Annotated in this window: 14 protein-coding genes; 11 read left to right on the forward strand and 3 right to left on the reverse strand. The window is 67.3% G+C overall.

Annotated elements, in window-relative coordinates:
* Window positions 1–73: 73 nt before the first annotated feature.
* Window positions 74–991 (forward strand): AEC family transporter, encoded by a 918-nt coding sequence (locus J2X92_RS28045; RefSeq protein ID WP_307580913.1) that lies wholly within the window; start codon window positions 74–76, stop codon window positions 989–991.
* On the opposite strand, the gene queG is transcribed toward J2X92_RS28045, so the two are convergent.
* Window positions 939–2066 carry a tRNA epoxyqueuosine(34) reductase QueG gene (gene queG / locus J2X92_RS28050; RefSeq protein WP_307580915.1) on the reverse strand — a complete coding sequence of 376 codons (1128 nt, stop codon included), beginning with the start codon at window positions 2064–2066 and terminating at the stop codon, window positions 939–941. The two genes, J2X92_RS28045 and queG, sit on opposite strands and share 53 nt — an antisense overlap.
* On the opposite strand from queG, the gene tsaE reads away from it, so the two are divergent.
* The 3 genes from tsaE to J2X92_RS28065 all read left to right on the forward strand — a co-directional run bounded on the left by tsaE (window position 2052) and on the right by J2X92_RS28065 (window position 4540).
* Complete coding sequence (gene tsaE, locus J2X92_RS28055; RefSeq protein WP_307580917.1) at window positions 2052–2561, forward strand: tRNA (adenosine(37)-N6)-threonylcarbamoyltransferase complex ATPase subunit type 1 TsaE; 510 nt, start codon at window positions 2052–2054, stop codon at window positions 2559–2561. The genes queG and tsaE overlap by 15 nt on opposite strands.
* Window positions 2558–4117 (forward strand): N-acetylmuramoyl-L-alanine amidase, encoded by a 1560-nt coding sequence (locus J2X92_RS28060; RefSeq protein ID WP_307580918.1) that lies wholly within the window; start codon window positions 2558–2560, stop codon window positions 4115–4117. Before tsaE ends, J2X92_RS28060 begins: the two co-directional genes overlap by 4 nt.
* A gap of 132 nt (window positions 4118–4249) precedes the next feature.
* Window positions 4250–4540, forward strand: coding sequence for a glycine zipper domain-containing protein (locus tag J2X92_RS28065; RefSeq protein ID WP_307580920.1), 291 nt, complete (start codon window positions 4250–4252; stop codon window positions 4538–4540).
* Window positions 4541–4603: 63 nt separating this feature from the next.
* Here J2X92_RS28065 and J2X92_RS28070 read toward each other — a convergent pair whose 3' ends face one another.
* Entirely contained in the window at window positions 4604–5272 is a 669-nt protein-coding gene (locus J2X92_RS28070; RefSeq protein WP_307580922.1) for a DedA family protein, read from the reverse strand.
* A 104-nt stretch (window positions 5273–5376) separates the two neighbouring features.
* Between J2X92_RS28070 and mutL the strand changes: the two genes are divergently transcribed.
* The 4 genes from mutL (at window position 5377) to J2X92_RS28090 (ending at window position 10119) form a co-directional block, all read left to right on the forward strand.
* Entirely contained in the window at window positions 5377–7254 is a 1878-nt protein-coding gene (mutL, locus tag J2X92_RS28075; RefSeq protein WP_307580923.1) for a DNA mismatch repair endonuclease MutL, read from the forward strand.
* A 186-nt stretch (window positions 7255–7440) separates the two neighbouring features.
* Window positions 7441–8445 carry an alpha/beta hydrolase gene (locus tag J2X92_RS28080; RefSeq protein ID WP_307580925.1) on the forward strand — a complete coding sequence of 335 codons (1005 nt, stop codon included), beginning with the start codon at window positions 7441–7443 and terminating at the stop codon, window positions 8443–8445.
* A 43-nt stretch (window positions 8446–8488) separates the two neighbouring features.
* Window positions 8489–9472: a tRNA (adenosine(37)-N6)-dimethylallyltransferase MiaA gene (miaA, locus tag J2X92_RS28085; protein WP_307580927.1), complete on the forward strand. Its 984-nt coding sequence runs from the start codon at window positions 8489–8491 to the stop codon at window positions 9470–9472.
* Window positions 9469–10119, forward strand: a complete 651-nt coding sequence (locus J2X92_RS28090) for an ABC transporter ATP-binding protein (protein WP_307580929.1) — start codon at window positions 9469–9471, stop codon at window positions 10117–10119. Before miaA ends, J2X92_RS28090 begins: the two co-directional genes overlap by 4 nt.
* Before the next feature lies 1 nt (window position 10120).
* Here J2X92_RS28090 and J2X92_RS28095 read toward each other — a convergent pair whose 3' ends face one another.
* Complete coding sequence (locus J2X92_RS28095) at window positions 10121–11077, reverse strand: threo-3-hydroxy-L-aspartate ammonia-lyase (protein ID WP_307580931.1); 957 nt, start codon at window positions 11075–11077, stop codon at window positions 10121–10123.
* 226 nt (window positions 11078–11303) lie between these two features.
* Here J2X92_RS28095 and J2X92_RS28100 point away from each other — a divergent pair, with 226 nt between their 5' ends.
* The 3 genes from J2X92_RS28100 (at window position 11304) to J2X92_RS28110 (ending at window position 15570) form a co-directional block, all read left to right on the forward strand.
* Entirely contained in the window at window positions 11304–11669 is a 366-nt protein-coding gene (locus J2X92_RS28100; RefSeq protein WP_307580933.1) for a YciI family protein, read from the forward strand.
* Window positions 11666–12898 carry an RNA polymerase sigma factor gene (locus tag J2X92_RS28105; RefSeq protein WP_307580935.1) on the forward strand — a complete coding sequence of 411 codons (1233 nt, stop codon included), beginning with the start codon at window positions 11666–11668 and terminating at the stop codon, window positions 12896–12898. Before J2X92_RS28100 ends, J2X92_RS28105 begins: the two co-directional genes overlap by 4 nt.
* Before the next feature lie 62 nt (window positions 12899–12960).
* The gene (locus J2X92_RS28110) at window positions 12961–15570 is read left to right on the forward strand and encodes an FtsX-like permease family protein (RefSeq protein ID WP_307580937.1); all 2610 of its coding nucleotides are present in this window, start codon (window positions 12961–12963) and stop codon (window positions 15568–15570) included.
* The last annotated feature ends 107 nt before the right edge of the window (window positions 15571–15677 follow it).

Below are 15677 nucleotides of genomic sequence, written 5' to 3' on the forward strand. Positions count from 1 at the left end.
AAAGCAAAGCCCCGGATGCTAGCGGCTTCGCACCGGGCCCGTGCTGTGGAATACCCATGGTCCGCCGCGGTTTATGCTCGAAGCGGTGAACTTCGCCCAGCTGCTCTTTCCGGATTTTTCTCTCATTGCCATCGGTTGGCTGCTTTGCCGCTACACCGCTCTCGACCGCCGCGTGTGGGACCAGGTCGAAAGCCTGGTGTACTACTTTCTTTTTCCGGTACTGCTGTTCCATTCGATTGTGCGCAGCCCGCTCGATTTTGGCGCCACCTCGAGCCTGCTCACCGCGGGTGTGGGCATCGGCATCTGCGGCATCACCCTGGCCTATGCTCTGCCCTTCATCCCGGGCCTGCGCACGCACATCGACCCCCGCGATCACGCCGCGAGCGCGCAGATCGCGTTCCGCTTCAACTCCTTCATCTGCCTTGCGCTGGCCGAACGGCTGGCCGGCCCGCAAGGCCTGTTGCTGATTGCGGTGCTGATCGGCGTGTGCGTGCCGATGTTCAACATCGCGGCCGTCTGGCCGATGGCGCGGCACGCCAAGACCGGCTTCGCGCGGCAGCTGGTGCGCAATCCGCTGATCGTCGCCACACTGGCCGGGCTGCTTGCGAACGTGCTGGGCTTCACCGTTCCGAACTGGGCCACGCCGACGCTCACGCGCATCGGCGCCGCATCGCTTGCGCTCGGCCTGCTGGCGGCGGGAGCGGGCATGCAGTTCGCTACGCTGGGGCGCGGCAAGGTGCTAGCGGTTTCGATACTGGCCATCCGGCATTTGATCCTGCCGCTGGTCGCCTGGGGCCTGTCGTGGGCGCTGCGCCTGGACGCCACACAAGCGTCCGTGCTGATGGCGTTTTCAGCCGTGCCCACGGCCTCGAGCGCCTATGTGCTGGCGGCGCGCATGGGCTACAACGGGCCTTATGTGGCGGGGCTCGTGACCCTGTCTACGTTGCTGGGTATGGCGAGCCTGCCGTTTGCTCTGGCGTTGCCGCGCTAGCGCGCGCGGGCCGCTGCGCCAGCGCCCATGCCACGTGCTCCCGCACCAATTCGCTGGGGTGGGCAGCCCGTGTGGCCAATGCCTCTGCGGTGCCGCTTTCGCCAGCACGCAGTGCATTGCCAAGCGCAACGGCAATGTTGCGCAGCCAGCGTTCATGGCCGATGCGCCGGATGGGGCTGCCCTGGGTAAAGCGCAGGAAATCTTCCTCGCTCCAGGCGAAGAGAGAAGCCAGCCCCTGACCCGTCAGGCCTTCGCGGGCATCGAAGTCGGGCAGCGCGCTTTTCTTCGCAAACTTGTTCCAGGGGCAGACCAGCTGGCAGTCGTCGCACCCATAGATGCGGTTGCCCATCAAGGGCCGAAGCTCCAGTGGAATCGGTCCGCCGTGCTCGATGGTGAGGTACGAAATGCAGCGCCGCGCATCGAGCCGATAAGGCGCAATGATGGCCTTCGTCGGGCACACGTCGATGCAGGCGCTGCAACTGCCGCAATGCGCGGTGACCGGCTCGCTTGCGGGCAGCGCCATGTCGACGTAAATCTCTCCGAGAAAGAACATCGAGCCTGCATTGCGGTCCAGCACCAGCGTGTGTTTGCCGCGCCAGCCCTGGCCGCTGCGCGAGGCGAGTTCGGCTTCGAGCACAGGGGCCGAATCGGTGAAAGCCCGATGGCCGAAGGGCCCCACCTCCTCGGCAATGCGCTCGGCCAATTTTGCGAGCCGCGCTCGCAGCACCTTGTGATAGTCGCGGCCCCGCGCATACACCGAGACGATGGCCTCGCCTGGGCGCGTGAGACGGTCGAATTCGACGGCCTGCCAATCGTCCAGCGGCGTGTCACGCGGCAGGTAGTCCATGCGGGCCGTGATGACGCTCACCGTGCCCGGCACCAGCTCTGCGGGCCGCGCGCGGCGCGTGCCGTGCGTTGCCATGTATTTCATCTCGCCATGGAACCCATGGGCCAGCCATTGCATCAGACCTTCCTCGGCGCTCGATAGATCGACGCCCGCGATTCCGATTTGGGAGAATCCGAGTTCCCGGGCCAATGCCTGAATACGAGCAACGAGTGGATGGCTGACGATCACTTGCCGATTGTAGAAATTCCGAAGAACGCCGGCCGCACGCTGCACTGGCGCAGCGAGGACGATACCGCGGCCTTCGCACGCACGCTCGCGGCCTCGCCCGCGTTGCGCGATGCGTTCATTGCGCTGCATGGCGACCTTGGCGCCGGCAAGACCACCTTCGTGCGGCACTTGCTGCGCGCGCTGGGTATCGAGGGCCGCATCAAGAGCCCCACCTATGCGGTGGTCGAGCCGCACGAGGCGCCCGACGGGCTCGCGATCTTCCATTTCGATTTCTACCGTTTCAACGATCCCCGCGAATGGGATGACGCCGGTTTCCGGGACATCTTTGCCGGACCGGGGCTCAAGCTTGCCGAATGGCCGGAGAACGCCGCAGGCCGCACACCAATTGCCGACCTCGCTATTAAAATAGAAGCAATGACAGACGACACACGCAGCGTGACCCTTTTGGCCAACACTCCGCGCGGCAGCAATCTGCTGGCGCGCATCGGCGCATGAAGGCCACTGGCCTCAAGCGGCGAGTGCTGCTGCAGGGCGGCAGCATTGCGCTGATGCTCGGCGTGCACCAGATTGCGCGCGGCGCCACCATTCTCGCGGTGCGCGTCTGGCCTGCGGCCGACTACACGCGCGTGACCATCGAGTCCGATGCGCGCCTTCATTCGCAGCAGCTCGTGGTCGGCAGCCCGCCGCGGCTGGCCGTCGACATCGAGGGCATCGACCTCAACCCCGAACTGCGCGAGCTGGTCGGAAAGATCAAGCCAGGCGATCCGTACATCAACGGGCTGCGCGTCGGGCAGAACGCACCGAAGGTGGTGCGCATCGTGTTCGACCTCAAGCAGGCCGTGGTGCCGCAGGTCTTTTCGCTGGCGCCGATCGCCGCGTACAGGCACCGGCTGGTGCTCGACCTCTACCCCGAGAAAGCCATCGATCCGATGGAAGCGCTGATCACCGAGCGCCTGCGCGAGGCGCCGCGCAGCGGCACCGGAAGCAGCACCGGCAACGACACCTCCGTGGCCAGCGCACCAGCGGTGCCGCCGCCGGCCGCGCCCTCTTCCACCGTCGCGCCCGATGGCGGACCGCCGATTCTCGTGCGGCCTTCGCCCAGCGTGCCCGCGCCGCGTCCCCTGCCCGGCAGCAACGGCGCGCCGCCTGCCCGGCCGCCTGCTGCAACAGCCGCGCCCGCACCCGATCCGCTCGGCGAGCTGATGGCGCAGCAGTCGACACGGCCCGGCCCGGTTGCGCCCCCAACGCCTGTTGCGCCAGTCATGCCCGCGGCGCCTGTCGCACCTGCCGCGCCCGCACGCGGCAACGCTACCGCCAGCCGCACCGACCGCATCATCATCGTGGCGCTCGATCCCGGCCATGGCGGCGAAGACCCGGGTGCCATCGGCCCCAACGGCACGCGCGAAAAAGACATCGTGCTGCAAATCGCGCACCGCCTTCGCGACCGCATCAACGCGAGCAGTGTCAACGGCAATCCGATGCGAGCGTTTCTCACACGTGATGCGGACTTTTTTGTGCCGCTGGGCGTGCGCGTGCAAAAAGCGCGGCGCGTGCAGGCCGACCTTTTCGTGAGCATTCATGCCGACGCATTCACCACGCCCGCCGCGCGCGGCGCGAGCGTGTTCGCGCTGAGCCAGAGCGGCGCCTCCAGCAGCGCCGCACGCTGGCTCGCCAACAAGGAAAATGAAGCCGACAAGGTGGGGGGCGTGAACGTCGGCAACCACGAAGCGCAGGTGCAGCGCGCACTGCTCGACATGAGCACCACGGCGCAGATCAACGACAGCCTCAAGCTCGGTGGCGCCATGCTCGGCGAGATCCGCGGCATCGGCGCGCGGTTGCACAAGCCGCAAGTCGAACAGGCCGGTTTCGCCGTGCTCAAGGCGCCCGACATTCCGAGCGTGCTGGTCGAAACGGCATTCATAAGCAACCCCGAAGAAGAAGCCAACCTGCGCAGCGTGAGTTACCAGGAAAGTCTCTCGGACGCGCTGATGCGCGGCATCCAGCGCTACTTTGCGCAGAACCCGCCGCTGGCGCGCAGCCGTCAGCTTTGACTGCCTTGCGCCGCCCTGCTGTCCCACGCCGGGCGGCCCGTGGCACCGCACACCCAGGCGCGGCAGGCTCCTACAACGCTGACAGCCCCCTTTTGCCCATCATGACTCCATCACTCTAGAAAGGTGGACGACATGATGAAGACACGAATCTGGATGGCTGCTGCGGCGGCTACCACGGTCATGGCAATGGCGGGTTGCGCATCCGGTCCCAACCAGAACCTGGGCACCGGGGTCGGCGCACTCGGCGGCGCGGCAGTGGGCCACGCCATCGGCGGCAACACCGCCAGCACGCTGGGCGGTGCAGCCATTGGCGGCGTGATCGGCAACCAGGTGGGCCGCAGTGTGGACGAACGCAACTACTACGAGAGCCAGCGCGTTTATCCGCCGAACACCTACTATCCCCGCAACGGTCCGACCTACTGACCCGTTCTGATCCCTCTACTGAGAAGCGCGCCACCACCGGCGCGCTTTTTTCTTGAGTGCCGATCAGGCCTTCGACGGCAATTGCGCGCGCACCTTTTCAGCGCGCGACGCACGCCAGGCGCCGAAGATGGCAATCAGCCCAGGCACGAAGATCAGCGCCCAGATGATCTTGTCGAGGTGCTCGCGCACGAAGGGCAGGTTGCCGAAGAAGTAGCCCGCCGTCGCAATGCCAAGTACCCAGATCAACCCGCCGACCACGTTGAACATGGTGAACTTGGCGCGGCTCATCTCGGCCACGCCGGCCACGAAGGGCGCGAAGGTGCGAATGAAGGGCATGAAGCGCGCAAGAATGATGGTGACGCCGCCGTAACGCTCGTAGAACGCGTGCGCCTGGTCGAAGGCCTTGCGGTTGAAGAAGCGCGAGTTCTCCCACTTGAATACCTTGGGCCCGAAGTAGCGGCCGATGCTGTAGTTGCACTGGTCCCCCAAGATGGCCGCGGCAATGAGCACCGCACACGCGATCGGAAAGCTCATGAGCCCCACGCCGCAAAGAGCCCCCACAATGAAAAGCAGCGAGTCTCCGGGCAGGAACGGCATCACCACCGCGCCGGTCTCCACGAAAACGATCAGGAAGAGCAACGCATAAACCCACGGGCCATAAGCGACGACGAAGGCCTCGAGGTGTTTGTCGACGTGCAGGATGAAGTCGACGAGAAAGCTGATGATTTCCATGGTGGCGGATTATCCGTGCTGCGTGCGACCTGCCCTCCGGTGAGGGATTCAGAGACCCCGGATGACAGATCGATACATCCGGTCGGGGCTTCTAGAATGATTGCGTGAGCGCCCTTCCCTCTTCCATCCCCCCCCTTGAGCGACGTCCCATCCGCGAGCTCCCCGATGAGCTGATCAGCCAGATCGCGGCCGGTGAAGTGGTCGAACGGCCGGCATCGGTGGTGCGCGAGCTGCTGGACAACGCGCTCGATGCGGGGGCACGCCAGGTCACGGTTCGGCTGGCTTCGGGCGGCGTGCGGTTGATCTCGGTCGAGGACGATGGCCAAGGCATTCCGCGCGAAGAGCTCACGGTGGCGCTGCGCCGCCATGCCACCAGCAAGATCGCCAGCCTGAACGACCTCGAAACCGTGGGCACCATGGGCTTTCGCGGCGAAGCGCTCGCGGCCATCAACGCCATTGCCGAGCTCAGCATTCTTTCGCGCTTTGCGGGTGCCGACGGTGCCTTTGCGCTCGACGGCCGCACCGGCGAATTGCGGCCGGTGGCCCGCGGGGTGGGCACCACGGTCGAGGTGCGCGAACTCTTCTTCGCAACGCCGGCGCGCCGCAAGTTCCTGAAGACTGACGCCACCGAGCTGGCCCACTGCATCGAGTCCGTGCGGCGCCATGCGCTGGCGCGGCCCGAAGTCGGCTTTTCGGTGTGGCACGACGGCAAACTGATTGAGCAGTGGCGCGCCGCGGACCAGCGCGAACAGCGGCTGGCCGATGCGCTCAGCGACGACTTCGTGGCACAGAGCGTGGCCGTCGATCACGTCGGCGGACCGGTGCGCGTGGTCGGGCGGGCCGGCATTCCCGACGCGGCGCGGTCGCGGGGAGACCAGCAGTTCTTCTACGTCAACGGCCGTTTTGTACGCGACAAGGTGCTCTCGCATGCCGTGCGCAGCGCCTACGAAGACGTGCTGCACGGCCAGCGCCAGCCGGTGTACGCGCTCTACCTCGACATCGATCCGTCGCGCGTCGACGTGAACGTGCACCCGACCAAGATCGAGGTGCGCTTTCGTGATGGGCGCGAGGTGCACCAGGCGGTGCGGCACGCGATTGAAAACGCGCTTGCGGCGCCGCGCGCCGGCGATGCCGTGGTGCCGGCCAGCGCGCAGCAGCCTTTCTTCAAACCGAACGTGCCGGCATCGGGCGCCACTTGGTCCCAGCCTGCCATTCATTTCACGGCCAGGGAGCGCGGCGCCGGAGATTTCGACGCCATGTGGCCGCCGCGCGCGGAGGAAGCACCCCCCGCCCCGGCCGCCTCCGGCTGGCAGGCTGCTGGCATGGCGCCGTCGCCGTTCCGCGCGCCGCTCGGCCTGCCAGGTGACGCCCCCGAGGCCCCTGCCACCAATGAAGAGGCCTGGCCGCTCGGCCGGGCACTGGCGCAGCTGCAAGGCATCTACATCCTGGCCGAGAACAGCCAGGGCCTGATCGTGGTCGACATGCACGCAGCGCATGAGCGCATCGTCTACGAGCGGCTCAAGGCCCAGCTCGACGGTGCCTCCATCACCAGCCAGCCCCTGCTGATTCCGGCCACCTTCGCGGCGACGCCCCAAGAAGTAGCCACCGCCGAGGCCTGCGCTGCGGTGCTGCCCACGCTCGGCCTGGAAATCACTCCCTTTTCGCCGCGCACCCTTGCGGTGCGTGCGGTGCCGGGCACCCTGGCCGATGGCGACCCGGTCGAGCTCGCGCGCAGCGTGCTGGCCGAACTGGCCCAGCACGATGCGAGCAGCGTTGTGCAGCGCGCACAGAACGAATTGCTCTCCACCATGGCTTGCCATGGCGCGGTGCGGGCCAACCGCAAGCTCACTCTGGACGAAATGAACGCTTTGTTACGTCAGATGGAAGCCACCGAGCGCTCGGATCAATGCAACCACGGCCGCCCCACTTGGCGGCAGCTGTCCATTCGCGAGTTGGATGCGCTTTTTATGCGCGGCAGATAGTAAATCGCACGCTTTTGAGGGTTTTTCCGGAGTTTTCTGCAGTCATCCGTGAAGCGGGCACGGGCGTTGCATGTATAGAACTAAGTGCCGCGTGAGCACTGACGGGAGGGGTGCTGGGGCGCAGTGTCGGCGCGTTTCAGCTGAAAGCATATGAACTTTCTGCCGGCTTCGCTGTCCCTCTAGCCCATGAAACGCTGGTCCCTGCTTGCCTCCGTTCTTTCGCTGTGCGCCCTTCTGGCCGCCGGCTGCTCCACATTCGACGAGCAGCAACGCGAGTGGATCTTTCAACCCAGCGACCGCAGTTGGGGCAACACCGCCACCATGACCGAGGGCATGCAGGACGTCTGGATCGACTTCCAGTCGTCCATCACCGGCGAACCGGCACGCCTGCACGGCCTCTGGCTGGGCGGCGAGCCCGAAACCACCGACCGGCCCGTGATGCTGTACCTGCACGGAGCCCGATACAACGTGGCCGGCTCTGCGCCGCGCATCCAGCGCATGCACGAACTCGGCTTTTCGGTGCTGGCCATTGACTACCGCGGCTTCGGCAAGAGCTCCAAGGGCCTGCCGTCCGAAGAATCGGCACGGGAAGACGCCCGCGCCGCCTGGACCTGGCTGGCCGCCCGACACCCAAGGCAGCACCGCTACATCTTCGGTCACTCGCTGGGCGGCGCCATTGGCATCGACCTGGCGGCGAGCGTCAACGACGAGAGCGGCACCATCGTCGAAAGCACCTTCACCTCCATTGCCGACGTGGTGAGCGGCTTCAAGTGGGGCTGGCTGCCGTTCGGCCCGCTCATCACGCAGCGCTTCGAGGCCATCAACCGTGTCAAGGACATCGGCGCGCCGCTGCTGGTGGTGCATGGCACCGCCGACAGCCTCATCAACCCCACGCTGGGACGCAAGCTCTACAACGCAGCCACGGTGCCAAAGCTGTTCGTGCTGGTGGAAGGCGGGTCGCACCACAACACCAATTCGGTCGGCGAGGCCCAGTACCGCTCGGCGCTCTCGCAGCTGTTCCGCATGAAGCCGGAGGCCACGCTGGCCGCGCGGCAGACGGAAGGCATGCCCATGCCCGTGACGCGCGCCGCGCAACCGGTGCCCGTATTGCCGCCGCCTCAGGGCGCGGATTCGGCCGCTCTGCCGCAAGAAGCACGCGCCAAGGCCGCCGCCAGCGCGCAGGCCATCTGACGGCAAGGCCCGGCTTCGTTTTTGTTGTTACCCTCGGGCGCTTATGCCGCCCTCCGTTGCCGCCACCGGCCGTCCTGATCACCTGAAGTTCATAGCGCTCGCGGGGCCGACCGCCTCCGGCAAGACCGCGGTGGCGCTCGCCGTGGCGCGCGAGCGGCCGGTCGAGATCGTCAGCGTCGATTCCGCGCTCGTCTACCGCGGCATGGACATCGGCACCGCCAAGCCGAGCCTCGCCGAACAGGCCGCCGTTCCCCACCACCTGATCGACATCCTCGATCCCGCCGAAAGCTACAGCGCTGCGGCTTTCGTGGCCGATGCGACGCGGCTGATCGACGAGATCCGCGCCCGCGGCGCCTTGCCGCTTCTGGTGGGCGGCACCATGCTTTATTTCAAGGCACTGTTCGACGGCATCGATGCCATGCCTGCCGCGGACGCTACGGTGCGCGCGCGTATCGATGCCGAAGCGGCCGCGGTGGGCTGGCCCACCATGCATGCGCGGCTCGCCAAGGTCGACCCCGTGACGGCCGCGCGCCTTGCACCACAGGACAGCCAGCGCATCCAGCGCGCGCTCGAGGTCTGGGAGAGCAGCGGGCAGCCTTTGTCGAGCTTTCATGCGGTCGCGAACAAGGCGGCGAAGGGCCTGACGGGCGGCGTGCTCTTCTCGCTCGAACCCGCCGACCGCGCCTGGTTGCATGCGCGCATTGCCGACCGCTTCGACGCCATGCTGGCCGCCGGCTTCCTCGAAGAGGTCAAGGCGCTGCGCGCGCGCGGCGACCTCTCCACAGAGCTCCCCTCGATGCGCTGCGTGGGCTACCGGCAGGCGTGGGAAATGCTCGACGCTTGTGGCGGCGCCAATCCCGACGCCGAGGCCATGAACGAGTTGCGCGAACGCGGCATCGCGGCCACGCGACAGCTTGCCAAGCGGCAGATCACCTGGCTGCGCAGCATGCCGGCGCGCACCGTCATTGCCTGCGATGCGCCCGACGCCGTGCACACCGCCGTCCAACGCATTGCGGCCGCCGCATGACCCTGCACATTTCCAAGCTCGCCAAGCACTACGGCGACGTACCCGTGTTCGAGAACGTGACGCTGACCGTCAAGCCTGGCGAGTTCGTCGCAATCGTCGGCGAATCGGGCGTGGGCAAATCGACGCTACTCAACTGCATGGCCGGGCTCGACAGCTGGGACGCGGGCACCGTCACGCACGAGGGCACCGACATTGGCGCGCTCGACGGCGAAGCCTGCGCGCTCTGGCGGCGGCGCCACGTGGGCTTCGTGTTCCAGGCCTTTCACGTGCTGCCGCACCTCGACGTGGCGCAGAACGTGTCGCTGCCGCTGATGCTGCTGGGCCGGCAAAAGGACGATGGCCGCGTCGCGCACATGCTCGATGCGGTGGGCATGCCCGGCATGGGCGCGCGCCTGCCGCAGACGCTGTCGGGCGGGCAGCTTCAGCGCGTGGCGATCGCGCGTGCGCTGGTGCACCGCCCCGCCCTGCTCTTGGCCGACGAGCCCACGGGCAACCTCGACCCCGGCACCGCGGCCAAGGTGATGGAACTGTTGATCGGCCAGACGCGCGAGCACGGCGCCTCGCTGGTGCTGGTGACGCATTCCGAGAGCGCGGCGGCCCGCGCGGACCGCCTGCTGCATCTGACGGCGGAAGGAATCCGCGCCTGAGCTACGCGAGCAGCGCGGCGTAGCGCGCGAGGTCGACGTTGCCGCCGCTCACCACGACGCCGATGCGCCGGCCGGCAATGGCCTTGCCCGCCGCGATGGCTCCCGCGAAAGCGAGGCAGCCCGTCGGCTCCACCACGATCTTCATGCGCTCGGCAAAGAAGCGCATCGCCTCGACGAGCTGTGCGTCCGTCACGGTGAAGATGTCGTCCACATCGCGCCGGATGATGCCGAAGGTGTACTCGCCCAGGTGCTGCGTCTGCGCGCCGTCGGCAATGGTCTTGGGCGTGTCGATGTGCACGATCTTTCCGGCGCGGAAAGACTGCTGGCCGTCGTTGCCCGCTTCGGGCTCCACGCCGTAGACCTTGCAATCGGGCGCCAGTGCGCGCGCTGACAGCGCCGAACCCGACAGCAGCCCGCCGCCGCCCAGGCACACAAACAATTGGTCGAGCGGGCCGGTCTCCTCGATCAGTTCCTTCACCGCGGTGCCCTGGCCCGTGAGCACGTCCGGATGGTCATAGGGCGGAATCATCGTCATGCCGCGCTCTTGCGCCAGCCGCTTCGTCAGCGCCTCGCGGTCTTCGGTGAAGCGGTCGTACATCACCACTTCGGCGCCATAGCCCTTCGTGGCTGCGACCTTCGCGGCCGGCGCGTCCTTGGGCATGACGATGACGGCCGGCATCGACAGCAGCCGGGCCGACAGCGCAATGGCCTGCGCGTGGTTGCCCGATGAGAACGCGATCACGCCGCCCTTGCGCTGCACGGCGCTGAACTTCGACAGCGCATTGAACGCACCTCGAAACTTGAACGCACCCATGCGCTGCAAGTTCTCGCACTTGAAGAAGAACCTGGCGCCCCAGCGCTCGTCGGCCGTCTGCGAGCGCAGCACGGGCGTGCGGTGGGCATGGCCTTCGAGCCGCGCAGCCGCGGCAATCACGTCGTCGTAGGTAGGTAGTTGCATGGGTCGAGCTTAGCGGCGGCTTGCGATTCGTTGAAGCCCGATGGGCAAAAACCCGGTACTCGCGGATGACCGGCCGTTCCGTTATTTGGCGCGAACCGTTGCGCCGAACGACGATCGCGTAAAAAATAATCCCGCGCGACACCGCCTCGTGTCGAAATGACAGGCTGCGGGCCGTCATTGGGGTGAGCGATCCTGCTCAGCACCTTTTCCATGACGGAGAGACACCATGCAGTACATGTTGATGTTTTACCAACCCGCAGCCGAGTTCGAGCAGCGCAACGATGCGTCTTCGCAAGCCTTGCGGGCCAGTTGGATGGCCTATGCCGACGCCGTGCGCGCGTCAGGCATTTCGCTGGGCGGCCACGGCTTGTTCCCGCCCATGACCGGCACCACGCTGCGCGTGCGCGGCGACAAGCGCCAGGTGCAGGACGGCCCCTTCGCCGACACCAAGGAGCAGCTCGGCGGGTACTTCGTGATCGACGTGCCAGACCTGGATGCCGCGCTCGAATGGGCCGCGCGGGCGCCGTGCGCTACCAGCGGCGGCGTGGAAGTGCGCCCCGTCTTCACCGCGACGGCGGTAGCCACTGCGTGACCGACCCAGCGGCTCATCGGGCCGCCGAACGGGCGGCACGCGAGTCGTGTGGGCGGCTCCTCGCCATCCTTTCGGCGCGCACGCACGACATTGCGTCATCCGAAGATGCGCTGGCCGATGCCTTTGCGCGCGCGCTCGAGCGCTGGCCCATCGATGGCGTGCCCGACCAGCCCGATGCCTGGCTGCTGAGCGTGGCGCGACACCGCACGCTCGACTCTTGGCGCCACACTCGCGTACAAGATGCGGCCGCGCAAACCCTGCTGCCGCTGGCCGGCGAAGTGGATGCGAGCGCCGCCGATGGTGCGGCCGTGCCCGATGAGCGTTTGCGGCTGCTCTTCGTGTGCGCGCATCCCGCCATCGACGCCGCAGCGCGCGCACCGCTGATGCTTCAGACCGTGCTCGGTCTCGACGTGGCCCGCATGGCCGGCGCCTTCTTGACCTCGCCTTCCACGCTCGGCCAGCGCCTCGTGCGCGCGAAGGCCCGCATCCGCGCCGCGGGGATTCCCTTCGAATACCCGCAGGCCAGTGACCTGCCGCAGCGGCTGCAGGACGTGCTCGACGGCATCTATGCGGCGTATGGCACCGGCTGGGACGGCGTCGACGGCGCGGATCCCCTGTCCCGCGGCCTCACGGCGGAAGCCATTGCGCTCTGCCGCATTCTTTGCGCGCTGATGCCGAACGAGCCGGAGCCCCTGGGGCTGTTGGCGCTGATGCTGTTCTGCGAGAGCCGGGCCACGGCGCGGCGCAGCGATTCAGGCGCCTACGTGCCGCTCGATCTGCAGGACATGGCGCGCTGGAACCCGGACCTGCTCGCGCAGGCCGAGCGCTGCCTGCACCACGCGTCGGGCATGAACATGCTCGGGGCCTACCAGTTGGAGGCCGCCATCCAGTCGGCCCATTGCGAGCGCCGCGTTGGCGCGCCGGTACCACCCGACGCAATGGTTGCGCTGTACGACGGCTTGCTGGCCCTTCGGCCCAGCATCGGCGCACAGGTGAGCCGCGCCTGCGCCCTGGCCAAAGTGCGCGGTCCCGGCATCGGCCTGCAGGCGCTCGATGCCATTCCCGCGAATGAGGTGACGAGCTATCAGCCCTTCTGGGCGGCACGTGCGCATCTGCTCGCGGCAGATGGTGCGCACGCGGCCGCGCGCCAGGCTTTCGACCGCGCGATCGGCTTGAGCGCAAGCCCGGTGGTGCGCGCTTATCTCAACGGGATGGCCGATCGGCTCTGATTTCGGCTCTTCTTCAAGAGCCCGCCAAAACGTGGCAATCGGGCGCCAGCCACAATCACGTCATGCGCGCCTTGCTCACCACCTTTTCATGGCAGGAACTGCGCCACCACCCCTGGCGCAACGCCGCGGCCGTTTTGGCCGTGATGCTGGGTGTTGCGCTAGCGTTCTCGGTGCAGCTGATCAACGCCTCGGCGCTAGACGAATTCTCGAGCGCCGTGCGTTCGGTCAATGGGCAGCCCGATCTCGAAGTGCGCGCCGTGCAAGGCAGCTTCGACGAAGCCGTATTCGCGCGCTTGGCGCAGCATCCGCAGGTGACGCTTGCGAGCCCTGTGCTCGAGTTCCAGGGCCTCGCGCTGGCCGGCGAGCGCCAAGTGCCGATGCGCGTGATCGGCATCGATGCGCTGGCGCTGCCCACCATTGCACCGGCGCTGATGCCGCAGCCACGTAAGAACGCCGACCGCTTCGCGATACTGGCGCCGGGCCATGTGTTTCTCAACACCGCGGCGCGCAACCTGCTCGGTCTGCCGGTAGAAGCGACGGAAGGCGGTGCGGAGTCGGTCCAGTTGCGCAGCGGCAGTGCATGGCAGCGGCTCGAGGTCGCGGGCCATGTCGCCGCCAGCGGCACGGCTCTGGCAGTGATGGACATCGCCGTCGCACAAGACCTGTTCGACAAGCTCGGGCGCCTCAGCCGTGTCGACCTGAGGCTGGCACTGGGCACCGATCGGGCCGCTTTCATTGCATCGCTCCAGGGTTCGCCAGGCTGGCCCGGCGGCTTGCAGTTTGCCGAGCCGGGCGACGCGGCGGAGCGCGTAAGCAATCTTTCGCGCGCCTACCGTGTCAACCTCACGGTGCTGGCGCTGGTGGCGCTTTTCACAGGGGCCTTTCTGGTGTTCTCGGTGCTGGCACTGAGCGTGGCCAAGCGCGCCCAGCAGTTCGCGCTGCTCGGCGTGCTCGGCCTGACGCCGCGCGAGCGGCTGCGTCTGGTGCTGCTCGAATCGCTGGTGCTGGGCCTGATAGGAAGCGCCGCCGGCCTGGCGCTGGGCACGGCGCTCGCAGCCCTTGCATTGCGCGTGCTCGGCGGCGACCTGGGCGGCGGCTACTTCGAAGGCGTGGCGCCCGCACTGCACTGGAGCACCGCATCGGCCTTGCTGTACGGCGGGCTTGGCGTGATCGCGGCACTGGTGGGCGGCTGGTGGCCCGCGCGCGCGGCAGAGGCCTTGCCCGAGGCGCAGACCCTCAAGGGCCTGGGCGCCGCGCCAGTCCAAACCAGGAGCCACTGGCTGGCCCTCGGCCTCATTACCGCGAGTGCGGCACTCGCCAACATGCCGGCTGTCGGCGGCATCCCCATCGCCGCTTATCTCTCCGTGGGCTGCCTGCTGGTGGGCGGCATCACCGCGCTGCCTTGGCTCATTGCGCTGCTCTACGACCGTGTGGCGCCCGTGTTTTCGCAGCGGGTGCTGCCGATGCTCGCCATCGAGCGCGCAAGGCGCATGCGCGGCACCGCGGCCGTGGCGGTCAGCGGCGTGGTCGCGAGCCTGAGCCTCGCGGTGGCGCTCACGGTCATGGTCGCGAGCTTTCGCGATTCAGTGACGCGCTGGCTCGACGTGGTGCTGCCGGCCGATCTCTATCTTCGCGCCACGTCGAGCGGCCGCTCCGGCAATTCAGGTACGCAGAGCAGTAGCGACACCGCCACCTTCTCGCCGGCCTTCGTGCAGGCGCTTGCGCAACTGCCCGGCGTGGCACGCACCGGTACGCTGCGCACGCGCTCGCTCCAGCTGGATCCGGCGCAGCCTTCGGTCACGCTGATTTCGCGGAGCCTCGAAAGCGGCGCGGCGCAGGCGCTGCCGCTGGTCGGGCCCGCACTGCCAGTGCCGGCGGGGCAGGTCGGCATCTACGTGAGCGAACCAATGGTCGAGCTGTACGGCGCGAAGCCGGGCGATCTGTTCGCGCCGCTTTCGTCGGCCTTGGGCAGCAGCAGCGGTTCCGGGCCGGCGAAATTCTTCGTGGCGGGCGTGTGGCGCGACTATGCGCGGCAGTTCGGCGCCATCACCATGGACGCGCGCGACTTCGAGCGCGTGACGGGCGAGCGCGAGGTCAGCGACGTGGCGCTGTGGCTTGCGCCGGGCGCATCCGAGGGCGCAGTGCAGACCGCGGTTCGCGAGCTTGCGACGCGGAGAGTTGGCGCGAGCGGCGAATCCGGTTCGAACATCGAGATCTCGTCGGTCGGGCAGATTCGCGCGACTTCGCTGCGCATCTTCGACCGCAGCTTTGCCGTGACCTATTGGTTGCAGGCCGTGGCCATTGCCATTGGCCTGTTCGGCATTGCAGCAAGCTTCAGTGCGCAGGTGCTGGCCAGGCGCAAGGAGTTCGGTCTGCTTGCGCACTTGGGCTTTACGCGGCGGCAGGTTCTGGCGGTGGTCGCGGGCGAAGGCGCCGCATGGACCGCGATTGGTGCCGTCGCCGGGCTCTTGCTCGGGCTTGCGGTGTCGGTGGTGCTGGTGAAGGTCGTCAATCCGCAGAGCTTTCACTGGACGATGGATTTGCTGGTGCCTTGGGGTCGGCTGTTGATTCTTTGTGCTGCTGTCGTTGCTGCGGGGACGGTGACTGCTTGGATGGCTGGGAGGGCGGCTGCTGGGAGGGATGTGGTTCTTGCTGTTAAGGAGGATTGGTAGTCCCTTGTTTTTCCGAGGCCGGGTCTCGCCCCGGCGGGCGACTCACTTTCTTTGCTTCGCCAAAGAAAGTAAGCAAAGAAAGGCGACCCCTACTGTCTGCGTCCCTT

The organism is Variovorax paradoxus (genome assembly GCF_030811855.1).
Classification (GTDB): domain Bacteria; phylum Pseudomonadota; class Gammaproteobacteria; order Burkholderiales; family Burkholderiaceae_C; genus Variovorax; species Variovorax paradoxus_L.